Source organism: Haemophilus sp. oral taxon 036 (assembly GCF_002998595.1).
GTDB classification, from domain to species: domain Bacteria; phylum Pseudomonadota; class Gammaproteobacteria; order Enterobacterales; family Pasteurellaceae; genus Haemophilus; species Haemophilus haemolyticus_K.
Genome location: NZ_CP027235.1, coordinates 1,201,922 through 1,215,932 on the forward strand (window position 1 = coordinate 1,201,922; position 14,011 = coordinate 1,215,932).

15 protein-coding genes are annotated in these 14,011 nt (G+C 39.3%); 14 read left to right on the forward strand and 1 reads right to left on the reverse strand.

What is annotated here, in order from left to right:
• Positions 1 to 44: 44 nt before the first annotated feature.
• The 9 genes from C3V42_RS05805 to C3V42_RS05845 all read left to right on the forward strand — a co-directional run bounded on the left by C3V42_RS05805 (position 45) and on the right by C3V42_RS05845 (position 6,876).
• Positions 45 to 638 carry an OmpH family outer membrane protein gene (locus C3V42_RS05805; RefSeq protein WP_048952783.1) on the forward strand — a complete coding sequence of 198 codons (594 nt, stop codon included), beginning with the start codon at positions 45 to 47 and terminating at the stop codon, positions 636 to 638.
• Between the two features lie 15 nt (positions 639 to 653).
• Complete coding sequence (gene lpxD / locus C3V42_RS05810) at positions 654 to 1,679, forward strand: UDP-3-O-(3-hydroxymyristoyl)glucosamine N-acyltransferase (protein WP_048952784.1); 1,026 nt, start codon at positions 654 to 656, stop codon at positions 1,677 to 1,679.
• A gap of 145 nt (positions 1,680 to 1,824) precedes the next feature.
• Positions 1,825 to 2,229: a 3-hydroxyacyl-ACP dehydratase FabZ gene (fabZ, locus tag C3V42_RS05815; RefSeq protein ID WP_044233196.1), complete on the forward strand. Its 405-nt coding sequence runs from the start codon at positions 1,825 to 1,827 to the stop codon at positions 2,227 to 2,229.
• 14 nt (positions 2,230 to 2,243) lie between these two features.
• A complete protein-coding gene (gene lpxA, locus C3V42_RS05820; protein WP_005642748.1) occupies positions 2,244 to 3,032 on the forward strand; it encodes an acyl-ACP--UDP-N-acetylglucosamine O-acyltransferase in 789 nt (262 codons plus the stop codon).
• 66 nt (positions 3,033 to 3,098) lie between these two features.
• Entirely contained in the window at positions 3,099 to 4,271 is a 1,173-nt protein-coding gene (gene lpxB, locus C3V42_RS05825; RefSeq protein WP_048952785.1) for a lipid-A-disaccharide synthase, read from the forward strand.
• Complete coding sequence (rnhB, locus tag C3V42_RS05830; RefSeq protein ID WP_048952786.1) at positions 4,264 to 4,869, forward strand: ribonuclease HII; 606 nt, start codon at positions 4,264 to 4,266, stop codon at positions 4,867 to 4,869. Before lpxB ends, rnhB begins: the two co-directional genes overlap by 8 nt.
• Before the next feature lie 27 nt (positions 4,870 to 4,896).
• Positions 4,897 to 5,490, forward strand: coding sequence for a molybdopterin adenylyltransferase (gene mog, locus C3V42_RS05835; protein WP_048952787.1), 594 nt, complete (start codon positions 4,897 to 4,899; stop codon positions 5,488 to 5,490).
• A 1-nt stretch (position 5,491) separates the two neighbouring features.
• Positions 5,492 to 5,830, forward strand: coding sequence for a nitrogen regulatory protein P-II (glnB, locus tag C3V42_RS05840; RefSeq protein WP_005627040.1), 339 nt, complete (start codon positions 5,492 to 5,494; stop codon positions 5,828 to 5,830).
• Positions 5,830 to 6,876: an AI-2E family transporter gene (locus C3V42_RS05845; RefSeq protein WP_048952788.1), complete on the forward strand. Its 1,047-nt coding sequence runs from the start codon at positions 5,830 to 5,832 to the stop codon at positions 6,874 to 6,876. Before glnB ends, C3V42_RS05845 begins: the two co-directional genes overlap by 1 nt.
• A gap of 38 nt (positions 6,877 to 6,914) precedes the next feature.
• On the opposite strand, the gene priA is transcribed toward C3V42_RS05845, so the two are convergent.
• Entirely contained in the window at positions 6,915 to 9,107 is a 2,193-nt protein-coding gene (priA, locus tag C3V42_RS05850; RefSeq protein WP_048952789.1) for a primosomal protein N', read from the reverse strand.
• Between the two features lie 83 nt (positions 9,108 to 9,190).
• Here priA and trmB point away from each other — a divergent pair, with 83 nt between their 5' ends.
• The 5 genes from trmB to napA all read left to right on the forward strand — a co-directional run bounded on the left by trmB (position 9,191) and on the right by napA (position 13,925).
• Complete coding sequence (gene trmB, locus C3V42_RS05855; protein WP_048952790.1) at positions 9,191 to 9,931, forward strand: tRNA (guanosine(46)-N7)-methyltransferase TrmB; 741 nt, start codon at positions 9,191 to 9,193, stop codon at positions 9,929 to 9,931.
• 117 nt (positions 9,932 to 10,048) lie between these two features.
• Positions 10,049 to 10,393 carry a YggL family protein gene (locus tag C3V42_RS05860; protein WP_005632159.1) on the forward strand — a complete coding sequence of 115 codons (345 nt, stop codon included), beginning with the start codon at positions 10,049 to 10,051 and terminating at the stop codon, positions 10,391 to 10,393.
• Between the two features lie 188 nt (positions 10,394 to 10,581).
• On the forward strand, positions 10,582 to 11,124 hold the full coding sequence (gene napF, locus C3V42_RS05865) for a ferredoxin-type protein NapF (protein WP_048952791.1): 543 nt from the start codon (positions 10,582 to 10,584) through the stop codon (positions 11,122 to 11,124).
• Entirely contained in the window at positions 11,114 to 11,392 is a 279-nt protein-coding gene (locus C3V42_RS05870) for a chaperone NapD (RefSeq protein WP_048952871.1), read from the forward strand. Before napF ends, C3V42_RS05870 begins: the two co-directional genes overlap by 11 nt.
• A 40-nt stretch (positions 11,393 to 11,432) precedes the next feature.
• The gene (gene napA, locus C3V42_RS05875) at positions 11,433 to 13,925 is read left to right on the forward strand and encodes a nitrate reductase catalytic subunit NapA (protein WP_048952792.1); all 2,493 of its coding nucleotides are present in this window, start codon (positions 11,433 to 11,435) and stop codon (positions 13,923 to 13,925) included.
• Positions 13,926 to 14,011 lie beyond the last annotated feature (86 nt).

Consider the following 14,011-nt stretch of genomic DNA (forward strand, 5'->3'; position numbering starts at 1 on the left):
GTGTAGAAAGTATTAATAACTCATTGTTTAAGGAAATTTATAAAATGAAAAATGTTGTAAAAGTAACCGCACTTGCATTAGGTATTGCACTTGCTTCAGGCTACGCTGCTGCTGAGGAAAAAATTGCTTTCATTAATGCAGGTTATGTTTTCCAAAACCATCCAGATCGTCAAGCTGTTGCAGATAAATTAGATGCAGAATTTAAACCTGTTGCTGATAAATTAGCTGCAAGCAAAAAAGAAATTGATGATAAAATTGTTGCAGCACGTAAAAAAGTAGAAGCAAAAGCAGCTGCATTAGAAAAAGATGCGGCACGCTTAAGCAAAGCTGATATTCAAAAACGTCAAGATGAAATTAATAAACTCGCTGCTTCTGAAGACGCTTCATTACAAAAATTGATGCAAGAACAAGATAAAAAAGTGGCTGAATTTCAAGCTCAAAATGAAAAACGTCAAGCTGAAGAGCGTGGTAAATTGCTAGATAGTATTCAAACTGCAACAAATAATTATGCAAAAGCAAATGGTTATAGCTATGTGCTTGATGCAAATTCAGTCGTATTTGCGGTAGAGGGTAAAGACATTAGTGATGCTGTGTTAAAAACAATTCCTGCAACACAAAAAACAGAAGAGAAAAAATAATAGGCTTTATTAATCATGTTAAAAACCTATTCTTTACAAGAATTGGCAACTCAAATCGGCGCTACCGTTCGCGGTAACGCCGATGTCGTTGTAGAAAATATCGCTCCTCTTGATAAGGCTCAATGTCATCAGCTTACCTTTATTTCTAATACAAAGTTCCGTTCTTTATTAAAAGATTCTAAGGCTGGTATCTTGGTTGTATCCGAAGCAGATGTAGAGTTTTGTTCACCTGAAAGCAATTTATTAATCGTAAAAGATCCTTATGTTGCCTATGCCATTTTAGCCCAATATATGGATACTACACCTAAAGCAGCTCAAGGTATTGCACCTAGCGCGGTAGTCTCTGGTCATGCATCTTTGGGAGAGAATGTCTCTATCGGTGCAAATACTGTTATTGAAGATGGCGTTGTTCTTGGCGATAACGTTATTATTGGTGCAAATTGCTTTGTGGGTAAAAATACAAAAATCGGTGCGAATACACAGCTTTGGGCAAATGTAAGTATCTATCATGATGTAGAAATTGGTATAAATTGTTTAATTCAATCGGGTGCAGTGATTGGTAGCGATGGTTTTGGTTATGCAAATGATCGTGGGCGTTGGATTAAAATTCCACAAGTTGGTCAGGTAATTATTGGTAATAATGTTGAAATAGGTGCTTGCACTTGTATTGATCGTGGTGCTTTAGATGCAACTGTTATTGAGGATAATGTTATTATTGATAATCTTTGTCAAATTGCCCATAACGTACATATTGGTACCGGCACCGCGGTTGCGGGTGGGGTCATTATGGCTGGAAGCTTAACAGTTGGGCGGTATTGCTTAATTGGTGGTGCGAGTGTAATCAATGGTCATATGGAAATCTGCGATAAGGTAACTATTACAGGTATGGGAATGGTGATGCGTCCAATTACTGAGCCTGGCGTCTATTCATCTGGTATTCCATTGCAAACGAACAAAGCATGGCGTAAAACTGCGGCATTAACTTTGGGAATTGATGAAATAAATAAACGTGTGAAAGCATTAGAGAAGAAGATTAATTAATTTATTGTAGAGCGCACCAACTTTTATGGTGCGTTTTATTTTTAGCCGTAAATATCGTATAATCCAAGAGATTTTATTTGTTTATTTTTTGTAAGGTGTCAACGTGTCAGAACAACAACCAAGAGTGATCGAATCAAAAGAAATTATGACTTTATTACCACATCGCTATCCATTTTTATTAGTGGATCGCGTATTGGATTTTAAAGAAGGCGAATGGTTAAAAGCGATTAAAAATATTAGCGTCAATGAGCCTTGTTTCACAGGTCACTTCCCTGGCGAACCTATTTTACCGGGCGTTTTAATCTTAGAAGCTTTGGCACAGGCAATGGGCATTTTAGCCTTTAAAACTCACGAATTAAAAGGCGGTGAATTATTCTATTTCGCAGGTATTGATGAAGCGCGCTTTAAACGCCCAGTGTTACCTGGAGATCAAATGGAATTAAACGTTCAAGTGATTAAAGAACGCCGTGGCATTACTGCATTTACCGGTGTTGCAACCGTAAACGGTGAAATTGCTTGTGAAGCAAAACTAATGTGCGCTCGTCGTTAATTAAGAGGGTAAATATGATCCACCCAAATGCAAAAATCCATCCTACAGCCTTAGTTGAAGAAGGCGCAGTTATTGGTGAAGGTGTTGTTATCGGGCCTTTCTGTATTGTTGAAGGCACTGTTGAAATTAAAGCTCGCACTGTATTGAAATCTCACGTTGTCGTACGTGGCGATACGGTTATTGGCGAAGATAATGAAATCTATCAATTCGCTAGCATTGGTGAAGTGAACCAAGATTTAAAATATAACGGCGAAGCAACCAAAACGATTATTGGTAATGGCAACCGAATTCGTGAACACGTGACAATCCATCGCGGCACCATCCAAGGCGGTGGCGTAACCTCTATTGGCAATAACAATTTATTAATGGTGAATGTTCACGTTGCACACGATTGCCAAATTAAAAACAACTGTATTTTAGCAAACAATGCAACGCTTGCAGGTCACGTAGAATTAGATGATTTCGTGATTGTTGGTGGTATGTCAGCAATTCACCAATTTGTAATCGTTGGTGCACACGTCATGTTAGGCGGTGGTTCTATGGTAAGCCAAGATGTACCTCCTTACGTTATGGCTCAAGGCAACCACGCCCGTCCATTCGGCGTAAACTTAGAAGGTTTAAAACGTCGTGGTTTTGATAAACCAACCATGCACGCAATCCGTAACGTTTATAAAATGATCTATCGTAGCGGTAAAACGCTCGAAGAAGTGTTACCAGAAATTGAGCAAATTGCGGAAACCGATTCAGCGATTAGTTTCTTTGTTGAATTTTTCAAACGTTCAACTCGCGGTATTATTCGTTAATAAAGTATCTCTGTTTTCAACCGCACTTTGCACACCAAAGTGCGGTTATTTTTTAGGGTAAATTTGATGAACAAAACAAATCCAACCATTGCTCTTGTTGCTGGAGAAGTATCTGGCGATATTCTCGGGGCGGGGTTAATTCGACAGCTCAAAGCTCATTATCCTAATGCTCGCTTTATTGGCATTGCAGGCCCAAGAATGTTAGCTGAAGGCTGTGAAACGCTCGTCGATATGGAAGAGCTTTCAGTCATGGGCTTGGCTGAAATTTTGAAACATCTTCCTCGCCTGTTGAAAATTCGCAAAAATGTCATTCAAACTATGCTGCAAGAAAAACCTGATGTTTACATCGGCATTGATGCGCCTGATTTTAATTTGGATGTAGAACTCAAGCTCAAAGCAAACGGAATTAAAACTATTCATTACGTAAGCCCCTCTGTATGGGCATGGCGTCAAAATCGCATCCATAAAATTGCCAAAGCGACCCATCAAGTTCTTGCCTTTTTGCCTTTTGAGAAAGCCTTTTACGATAAATTTAATGTGCCTTGCCGTTTTATTGGGCACACAATGGCAGATGCTATTCCGCTCAAACCAAACCGTGCCGAAGCCTGCCAAATGCTCCAGATTGATCCCACACAACGCTATTTAGCTATATTAGTTGGAAGTCGTGGATCAGAAGTGGAGTTTTTGACTGAGCCTTTCTTGAAAGCCGCTTTATTGTTAAAAGAACAATTCCCTGATTTACAATTCCTAGTTCCTTTGGTGAACGAAAAACGACGAATTCAATTTGAAGCCATTAAAGCTAAAATTGCGCCAAATCTAGATCTGCATTTAATTGATGGCAATGCACGACAAGCAATGATCGCAGCTGATGCTACACTTCTTGCTTCCGGAACAGCTGCACTTGAAGCAATGCTTTGTAAATCACCCATGGTGGTTGGCTATCGAATGAAACCACTGACCTATTTCTTAGCAAAACGTTTAGTGAAAACCGATTATATTTCTTTACCAAACTTACTTGCGAATGAAATGCTCGTTCCTGAAATGATTCAAGAAGAATGCACGCCAGAATTACTCGCTGAAAAACTATCTGTTTATCTTTCTGATGATGAAAGTGCGGTAAAAAATCGCCATGTTTTAATTCAGCACTTCACAGATTTACACCAAAAAATTCAATGCAATGCCGATAAGCAAGCAGCTCAAGCGGTCATTGATTTATTAGAAGGAACAGAAAATGTTTGAATATCCACAAGGCTATGAATTGATCGCTGGCGTTGATGAAGTTGGGCGAGGCCCTCTAGTTGGGGCTGTTGTAACGGCAGCCGTTATTTTAGATCCGAATAACCCAATTGAAGGCCTCGCTGATTCTAAAAAACTTTCTGAGAAAAAACGTTTAGCACTTGCTGAAGAAATCAAAGAAAAAGCTCTTGCTTGGGCATTAGGACGAGCTGAAGCTAACGAAATTGACGAGATAAATATCCTGCAAGCCTCCTTGCTGGCAATGACTCGAGCGGTAAAATCTTTAAAAATTCAACCGCACTTTGTGTTGGTTGATGGCAATAAGATCCCAAAAGATTTAAATATTCCAGCGCAAGCCGTCGTAAAAGGCGATAGCCTTGTGGCGGAAATCAGTGCAGCCTCTATTTTGGCGAAAGTGGCACGAGACCAAGAAATGGAAGAATTAGACAAGCAATATCCAGAATACGCTTTCGCCCAGCATAAAGGCTATCCAACCAAATTACATTTGGAAAAATTAGCTGAACTTGGCGCATTACCGCAACACCGTCGTAGTTTTACACCTGTTAAAAAGGTATTGGAAACTAAATTTACTGATAAATAGATATATACACTTAAAATAAGGAAAAATATGACCGCACTTTTAAAAATTGGTCTGGTGTCTGTTTCTGATCGAGCATCAGCAGGCGTGTATCAAGATCAAGGCATCCCAGAATTACAGGCTTGGTTAGAACAAGCGCTTGTTGATCCTTTCCATTTGGAAACAAGATTAATCCCCGATGAACAGCCAGTTATTGAACAAACATTAAAAGATCTGGTGGATGAACAAGGTTGCCATTTAGTGCTGACAACCGGAGGAACAGGGCCTGCAAAACGCGATGTAACGCCTGACGCCACCCTTGCGGTAGCAGATCGAGAAATGCCGGGTTTTGGCGAACAAATGCGCCAAGTTAGTTTGCATTTTGTGCCCACTGCAATTTTATCCCGTCAAGTGGGCGTGATTCGTAAGGAAAGCCTGATTTTAAATCTTCCTGGTCAGCCTAAAGCGATAAAAGAAACCTTAGAAGGCGTGAAAGATAAAGAAGGAAATGTGCTTGTAAAAGGCATTTTTAGTGCAGTGCCTTATTGTTTGCAATTGATTAACGGCTTATATATTGATACCAAGCCTGAAATCATCGAAAGTTTCCGTCCTAAATCTGCAAGACGTGAAAATCTGGAGAAATAGCATGAAAAAAATCGAAGCAATGATTAAACCGTTTAAATTAGATGATGTGCGAGAAAGTCTTTCAGATATTGGTATTTCAGGTATGACAATCACGGAAGTACGTGGATTCGGTCGCCAAAAAGGTCATACAGAACTTTATCGTGGTGCAGAATATATGGTGGACTTTCTGCCGAAAGTGAAATTGGAAGTAGTGGTTCCTGATGAGCTTGTGGATCAATGTATTGAAGCTATTATTGAAACGGCACAAACAGGCAAAATTGGTGACGGCAAAATTTTTGTTTATAACGTTGAGCGAGCGATCCGAATTCGCACAGGCGAAGAAAACGAGGATGCGATTTAGTGCAAAATAATTTAAATTTACACCGCACTTTGCTTGGCATTGCTTCGGTGATTATTATCTTAGCTGGCGTAAAATTGGCGGCAGAAATTGTGGTGCCATTCTTGCTATCGCTGTTTATCGCGATAATTTGTTCACCGATGATTAAGGCGATGACGCAACGCCGAATTCCTCATTGGTTAGCTATTACTTTGCTTTTCGTCTTGATTTCTTTGGTGTTTTTCTTCTTAGTCGGGTTGATTAACAGCACTGCAAGAGAATTTACCCAATCTATTCCACAATATAAAGTTTTGCTTTCACAACGCGTGAGTGATTTAACTGGATTATTGCAGCGTTTCAATTTGCCTTTCACGCTTTCACGTGAAACCATCCAAGAAAATTTTGACCCAAGCATCATTATGAATTTTGTGAGCCGAGTATTGCTGAATTTTTCTGGTGTGGTGAGTAATGTGTTTGTTTTGGTATTAGTCGTGATTTTTATGCTTGCTGAAGCGCCAACAATGAAACATAAATTTGCTATGGTGATTAGTTCCACCCCTCATGATGCCGCCAAAGAAGAACGCCATATTGATCGCGTTTTGCAAGGCGTAATTGGTTATCTTGGCATTAAAAGTATCACGAGCTTGCTTACTGGTGTTGGTATTTTTATTTTGTTGGAAGCCTGTGGGGTTCAATATGCCATTTTGTGGGCAACCTTGAGTTTCTTGCTGAATTATATTCCCAATATTGGTTCTATCATTGCAGCTATTCCAATTATTGTGCAAGCCTTATTACTGAATGGTTTTGGCATTGGCTTTGGCGTGGCAATAGGTGTTATTGCGATTAATATGGTTGTCGGTAACATTATTGAACCTAAAATGATGGGTGAGCGATTAGGGCTTTCAACCTTAGTGGTGTTCCTTTCATTATTGTTTTGGGGATGGTTACTTGGAACAGTGGGAATGCTACTATCTGTTCCCCTTACAATGGCATTAAAAATTGCCTTGGAGTCGAGCCCCAATACGGCGAAATATGCCTGTCTATTGGGTGATGTCGAAGATTTCAAATAGATTTTATAGAGAAAGTGCGGTGAATTTTCACCGCATTTTTATGATAAGTCTTGCGGATCGATGTCCAAAATTAACCGCACTTGGCTGTTTTTTTCAAGTTCGGCTTGTTGATATTCTCTCAATGCTTTTTGCAACGTCATTCTTGACGGATGTTGCAATAATAACTGCCAGCGATATTGCCCTGCTTTTTTGCTGAACGGTGCAGGCATTGGACCAAGCATTTGCAATCCCGTGATTTGCTTTGATTGAAAAAAATCTACAATCTGGCTTAAGCAATTTTCTGCAAGCTCAGAATGTCTAGCCTGTGCTTTGAATAACGCCTGGAAAGTGAAAGGCGGCAATCCCATTGAATGGCGTAATTGTAAGGTTTCTTTTGCAAAAGCTTGATAGCCATTCGCTAATAACGTAGTGAGCAAAGGATGATCAGGATAATGTGTTTGTAGCACGACTTCGCCTTGTTTATCGGCACGCCCTGCACGTCCAGCAACTTGAATATAAAGTTGAGCTAAACGTTCTTCTGCACGAAAATCCAGTGAAAATAATGCACTATCTACATTCACTAAGGCAACGAGAGTAACATTCGGAAAATGATGTCCTTTCGCAAGCATTTGTGTGCCAATCAAAATTTGACTTTTGCCTTGTTGAATATCTTCTAAATAACCTTCCAATTTTCCTTTACGCGCAGTGCTATCGCGGTCGATTCGCGCTACAGAATAATGAGGAAATAGCATTTTCAAGGTTTCTTCTAATTGTTCCGTGCCGAGACCTGTAGTGACTAAATGAGTCGAGCCACAATCACCACATTGTCGAGGAATAGTTTTCTGAGCGCCACAATGATGACAACGCAATACATTTTGATGCTGATGATAGGTATAAGGTTTTTCACAATGAGGGCATTGTGCGATCCAACCACATTCGTGGCAAAGCAATACGGGCGCAAAGCCACGACGATTCAAGAAAAGTAACACTTGATTGCCTTTCTCTAGATGAGCTTTCATTCGTTCCAATAAAGGTTTTGAAAGCCCGTTTTGTATGTATTGATTTTTCAAATCAATAACAAAATGGCGAAGTGCGGTGGAACTCCCCGCTCTTTTTGACAAAACTAAATGTTGGTATTTGCCGTTTTGTACATTATTAATACTTTCTAAACTTGGCGTGGCGGAACCCATTAATACGGCAATATTCAGTTTTTGAGCTAGCACAATCGCCAAGTCTCGCGCGTGATAACGCCAGCTGTCTTGCTGTTTGTAAGACGCATCGTGTTCTTCATCCAAAATAATTGCACCAAGATTAGAAAATTGCGTGAACAATGCCGATCTCGTGCCAATCACAATGGCACTTTGTCCTGAACGAGCACGATCCCATACATAAAGCCGTTGCGTATCGGTTAAATTAGAATGCAGCACATCAATTTCTACGTTGAAACGCGCTTTGAAACGGTGCACTGTTTGTGGTGTTAGCCCGATTTCGGGTACAAGTACTAATACTTGCTTACCCGATTTTAAAATTTCTTCAATATATTGCAGATAAATTTCTGTTTTACCTGAACCAGTCACCCCATCGAGCAGCCATACATTGAAGCCAGAATGAAAGAGCAATTGGCTAAACGCTAAGGATTGCTGCTTATTTAAGGTTAAACGATTTTCAGCATTGACAATTGGGTTATTGCCTAAGCTTTGTTGCCAGCTTAGGGGCGTTGTTTGGATAGTAATTTCCTCAATAAACCCTTTGGCTTTTAAGGTTGACCAAATCGCAGAGGAAAACTCATTATTGCCTTTTTCAAGATCTATTTCAGATAAGCATTGTAGGGCTTCAACTTGCTTTTTCGAGCGTTTTAACAGGCCTTGTTCAAGGGCATTTTTCCCCGCATCTGTAATTCGCCAAAAAGTGCGGTCATTTTTCACCGCACTTTCGCCGTTACGCAATTTCACAGGCAAGGCTTGAAATAACACATCGCCTAATCCCGCTTGATAATAATTTGCTGCCCAATGAAGCCAATCCCAATAAATTGGGGTAAAGAGCGGTGCTAAATCCAATGGTTGAAGAATGGCTTTAAGTTTATCCTCTGGAACGTCTGATTTTGTTGGGAAATTAGCCACAATCGCTACGCGTTTTTGCGTACCAAAAGGCACAAGAACACGCATACCGATTTGTAATGAAACATCATCGGGGACGAGATAATCAAATAAACGAGGAAGCGGCACAGCCAGTGCCACTCGGACAATTTTCATAATCAACCTTGGGAAAAAATTTGCCCTATTATACGAGAAAAACGTGTATAATCGCCGCCAATTTTTTCACGAACAAGATTTTTATGACACAAACTTTTGCTGATCAAAAACGTAAAACCGTTGAAACCGCAGAATTTACCGAAGATGGCCGTTATAAACGAAAAGTCCGTAGTTTTGTGCTCCGCACTGGTCGTTTGAGCGAATTTCAAAGAAATATGATGAATGATAACTGGGGAACACTTGGTTTAGATTATCAAACGGAACCTTTTGATTTTGTGAAGATTTATGGCAATGATAATCCAGTTGTATTAGAAATTGGCTTTGGAATGGGAAAATCGCTCGTGGATATGGCTTTTGCTAATCCTGACAAAAATTACCTTGGTATTGAAGTTCATACTCCTGGCGTTGGTGCTTGTATTGCTTATGCTGTGGAAAAAGGCGTAACGAATTTACGTGTGATTTGTCATGATGCAACGGAAATTTTACGAGACAGTATTGCAGATGGTGCGCTTGGCGGTTTACAGTTATTTTTCCCCGATCCTTGGCATAAAGCAAAACATCATAAACGTCGTATTGTTCAACCGCACTTTGTGGCACAAGTGGTACAAAAATTAGGTGAAAATGGTTTTATCCATATGGCGACAGACTGGGAAAATTATGCAGAGCAAATGCTAGAAGTATTAAGCGCAAACACTGATTTAGTGAACATCTCGAAAAATGGCGATTATATTCCAAGACCAGATTTTAGACCTTTAACTAAATTTGAAGCCAGAGGCCACAGACTTGGTCATGGTGTTTGGGATTTATACTTTGTGAAGAAATAAGCCTATTTTGAGCAAGTTAACTTTTGGGTGAAGATTGAAGTTGGGGAAATCCGATGCCAAATTCACGAATTTAATATAGAATACTGATTTGAATACGACCTTAATAGGAGAAATACCATGTCTAAATCTTACAATCAACGTCAACGCAAAAAACTTCACCTCGCTGAATTCCAAGAACTTGGTTTTCTTGTAAATTTCCAATTTGCAGAAGGTACTGCGATTGAAACTGTAGATGAAATCGTTGATCGTTTTATTAACGAAGTGATTCAACCAAATGGTCTAGCTTATGAAGGTAGCGGGTATTTACATTGGGAAGGTTTAGTTTGCCTAGAAAAAATTGGTAAATGTGATGAAAGCCACCGTGAAACTGTGAAAAAATGGTTAGAAACAAATGGTTTGCAACAAATTGAAGTAAGCGAATTATTTGATATTTGGTGGGAATATCCAGCAAAAGCAGAGTAGTTTTGTTAAAATATCGCGGTAAAAAACAACTATGTCGAGTTATTTTTTATTACGATTTAAATTTGATCTATCACAAAGAAAGTTCAAAAAAAGTAAATAACTACCTATTTTGGGTGGTTCCTATTCCTGGTTAGGAACTTCATAATCACCAACCCAAAAGTACTGACGGATTTATAGAAGGCACCTGGATGACTGTTGAAAACTTACCCCGCAGACAATTTTTACGAGGTAAATTTTTAACGTCTTTGCATACGAAAACCGAGCAAAAACAAGGCTTTGATGGGGTTCGCCCTCCTTGGACCGTTGAAAATTCTATTTTTGTAGAGCAATGTACGCGCTGTGGCGATTGTCTTTCTGTCTGTGAAACCAATATTTTGGTAAAAGGCGATGGTGGATTCCCTGAAGTGTGTTTCGATAAGGGGGAATGTACTTTTTGTGGAAAATGTGTAGATATATGTAAACAACCAATTTTCCGTTCTTGTTCTGAGCAACCTTGGAACCATAAAATTGAGATTGGTAAAGATTGTTTAACGGAAAAAAATATAGCTTGTCGTAGTTGTCAAGATAATTGCCCAAAGAACGCAATTAAATTTCGTTGGCAAGCAGGTGGAATAGCCAAGCCTGTATTAGATGTGGATGCTTGTAATGGTTGTGGCGCTTGCATTCAACGTTGTCCTGTCGATGCAATAACTTTGTTTTATCCATCTCACAATAATGAAAATGAAAATTAACGATTTAATAAAAACAGATACAGTTGAGAAATGGCAGGTTTGTGGCATTGTTGTGCAATGTATGGTGTCAAAACTTGGTATAATTCAAAGTGAGCTTTCCAAATTACCTGATACTGAAATTCATGCAGTCAATGAGGAAAATGGTAAAATTGTTGCAGTAATGCAAGCAAATAGTCAGAAAGAATTAGCTAATCGTATGGAATTGGCTAGAGATATTGATGGTGTTATTACGGTTTCGTTAGTTTATCATCAAGTAGAAGATAATTAGTTTTTTATTTTTTAGTGTTAATAATAGTGGGGGAAACACTATGAGCATAAGTCGTCGTGACTTTATGAAGGCAAATGCTGCTGCAGCGGCAGCAGTTGCTGCTGGTATTAGTATTCCAATCAAAAATGTTGCAGCGGAAGAAAATATCAATAAAGATATTCATTGGGAAAAAGCACCTTGCCGTTTCTGTGGTACAGGTTGTAGTGTAATGGTTGGTACACAAGATGGCCGTGTTGTTGCTACTTATGCCGATCCAGATGCTGAAGTAAACCGTGGATTGAATTGTATTAAAGGGTTGTTCTTATCTAAAATTATGTATGGTAAGGATCGTTTAACCCAGCCATTGCTTCGAATGAAAGATGGTAAATATGATAAAAATGGTGAGTTTACGCCAGTAAGTTGGGAAACTGCATTTACTGTATTTGCGGATAAAACGAAAGAAGCAATTCGTAAGAAAGGTCCAAGTTCTGTTGCACATTACTGCTCTGGTCAAACTACAGTTATTGAAGGCTACGCAAAATCTAAATTCTATAAAGCTGGTTTACGTTCAAACAATATTGATCCAAATGCGCGTCAATGTATGGCATCTGCCGCAACTGGCTTTATTCGTACCTTTGGTGTTGATGAACCGATGGGATGTTATGATGACATCGAGAATGCGGATGTTATGGTGCTTTGGGGCTCTAATATGGCTGAAATGCACCCAATTTTATGGTCACGTATTGCCGATCGCAAATTAAACCACCCAGATCTGAAAATTTTTGTTCTTTCAACGTTTGAACATCGTTCATTTGAATTAGCAGATTATGGCATTGTATTCATTCCTCAAACAGACCTAGCTATTGCTAACTATATTTCAAACTATATCATCCAAAATGGTGGTGTAGATGAGAAATTTGTTGCAGAAAATACTAAATTTAAAAAGGCTACAACAGATATTGGTTATGCACTTAGACCTGATCATGCTTTAGAAAAAGCTGCGAAAAATGCGGGGAAAGGTGCAGGTAAAATGCTTGATTTTACCTTTGATGAATATAAGAAATTTGTATCAGAGTATGATCTTGAGTATACCCATAAACTAACAGGAGTTCCTAAAAATCAATTAGAAGCACTTGCGCAAGCATATGCTGATCCAAAAACAAATGTTACTTCATTCTGGACAATGGGTGTTAACCAGCATACTCGTGGTGTGTGGTTAAACCAAATGTTACATAGTTTACATTTATTAACAGGCAAGATTTCTAAACCAGGTAACCACCCATTCTCTTTGACGGGTCAACCATCTGCTTGTGGTACTGCTCGTGAAGTTGGAACATTCCCACACCGTTTACCTGCGGATATGCTTGTTACAAACCCACAACATGTGGCAAAAGCAGAAAGTATTTGGAAGTTGCCAGCTGGTGCGGTGCAAACGCAAGTTGGCTTGTCAATTAATGAAATTGACCGTGCAATGAAAGATGGCAAAATCAATGTTTACTGGCAAATGTGTAATAACCATATGCAGTCTGGCCCAAATAGTAATCAGGAACGTATGCCAGCTTGGCGAGATCCACAAAACTTTATTGTTGTATCGGATCCTTATCCAACAGCAAGTGCAGTAGCGGCTGACTTAATTTTACCAACTGCAATGTGGGTGGAAAAAGAAGGGGCTTTTGGTAACGCTGAGCGTCGTACCCAAGCATGGAAACAGCAGGTAAAAGCACCTGGTGAGGCAAAATCTGATTTATGGCAAGTTCTTGAGTTTTCTAAATATTTTAAAACTGATGAAGTCTGGCCAAAAGAATTGCTTGACGCTAATCCGCAATTTAAAGGTAAAACGTTATATGAAGTGCTTTATTTAAATGGCAACGTGAATAAATTTGAAAAACCAACAGATCATTTAAATGATGATGCTGAGCATTTTGGCTTCTATTTACAAAAAGGTTTATTTGAAGAATATGCTGAGTTTGGGCGCGGTCACGGACACGATTTAGCACCATATGATATGTATCAAAGTGAAGAAGTTCGTGGATTACGTTGGCCTGTCGTAAATGGTGTTGAAACACGTTGGCGTTATCGTAAGGGCTATGACTTCTTTGCTTCTAAAGACCGTGAAGTAGATTTCTATGGTCAAAAAGATAAAAGAGCGGTTATTTTTGCCGCACCTTATGAGGCACCTGCAGAATCACCAGATGAAGAATACGATATGTGGTTATGTACTGGCCGTGTTTTAGAACATTGGCATACAGGTACTATGACACGTCGTGTACCAGAAATTCACCGTTCATTCCCAAACAATGTTGTATATATGCATCCGCTAGATGCTGAGGCACGTGGAATGCGTCATGGCGATAAAATTAAATTGATTACTCGTCGTGGTGAGATGGTATCTTATTTGGATACACGTGGACGTAATAAGCCACCTCGCGGTTTAGTTTTCACTATGTTCTTTGATGCGGGTCAGCAAGTTAACCGCTTAACCTTAGATGCGGCAGACCCAATTTCAAAAGAAACTGACTATAAAAAATGTGCAGTTAAAGTAGTAAAAGCGTAAAACGTATGCGGTCATAGTAAAATAATAGAAATATGGCCGCACTTTATCGTATTTTTTAACGGCTTATGCCAATTTTGTGAAAATAA

Coding starts and splice junctions, on each gene's coding strand:
- C3V42_RS05870 (WP_048952871.1), top strand. CDS start 11,114: ATGAAAATTAACGATTTAATAAAAACAGATACAGTTGAGAAATGGCAG.
- napF (WP_048952791.1), top strand. CDS start 10,582: ATGACTGTTGAAAACTTACCCCGCAGACAATTTTTACGAGGTAAATTT.
- lpxA (WP_005642748.1), top strand. CDS start 2,244: ATGATCCACCCAAATGCAAAAATCCATCCTACAGCCTTAGTTGAAGAA.
- mog (WP_048952787.1), top strand. CDS start 4,897: ATGACCGCACTTTTAAAAATTGGTCTGGTGTCTGTTTCTGATCGAGCA.
- glnB (WP_005627040.1), top strand. CDS start 5,492: ATGAAAAAAATCGAAGCAATGATTAAACCGTTTAAATTAGATGATGTG.
- C3V42_RS05860 (WP_005632159.1), top strand. CDS start 10,049: ATGTCTAAATCTTACAATCAACGTCAACGCAAAAAACTTCACCTCGCT.
- priA (WP_048952789.1), bottom strand. CDS start 9,107: ATGAAAATTGTCCGAGTGGCACTGGCTGTGCCGCTTCCTCGTTTATTT.
- napA (WP_048952792.1), top strand. CDS start 11,433: ATGAGCATAAGTCGTCGTGACTTTATGAAGGCAAATGCTGCTGCAGCG.
- lpxB (WP_048952785.1), top strand. CDS start 3,099: ATGAACAAAACAAATCCAACCATTGCTCTTGTTGCTGGAGAAGTATCT.
- trmB (WP_048952790.1), top strand. CDS start 9,191: ATGACACAAACTTTTGCTGATCAAAAACGTAAAACCGTTGAAACCGCA.
- rnhB (WP_048952786.1), top strand. CDS start 4,264: ATGTTTGAATATCCACAAGGCTATGAATTGATCGCTGGCGTTGATGAA.
- C3V42_RS05805 (WP_048952783.1), top strand. CDS start 45: ATGAAAAATGTTGTAAAAGTAACCGCACTTGCATTAGGTATTGCACTT.
- fabZ (WP_044233196.1), top strand. CDS start 1,825: ATGACTTTATTACCACATCGCTATCCATTTTTATTAGTGGATCGCGTA.
- lpxD (WP_048952784.1), top strand. CDS start 654: ATGTTAAAAACCTATTCTTTACAAGAATTGGCAACTCAAATCGGCGCT.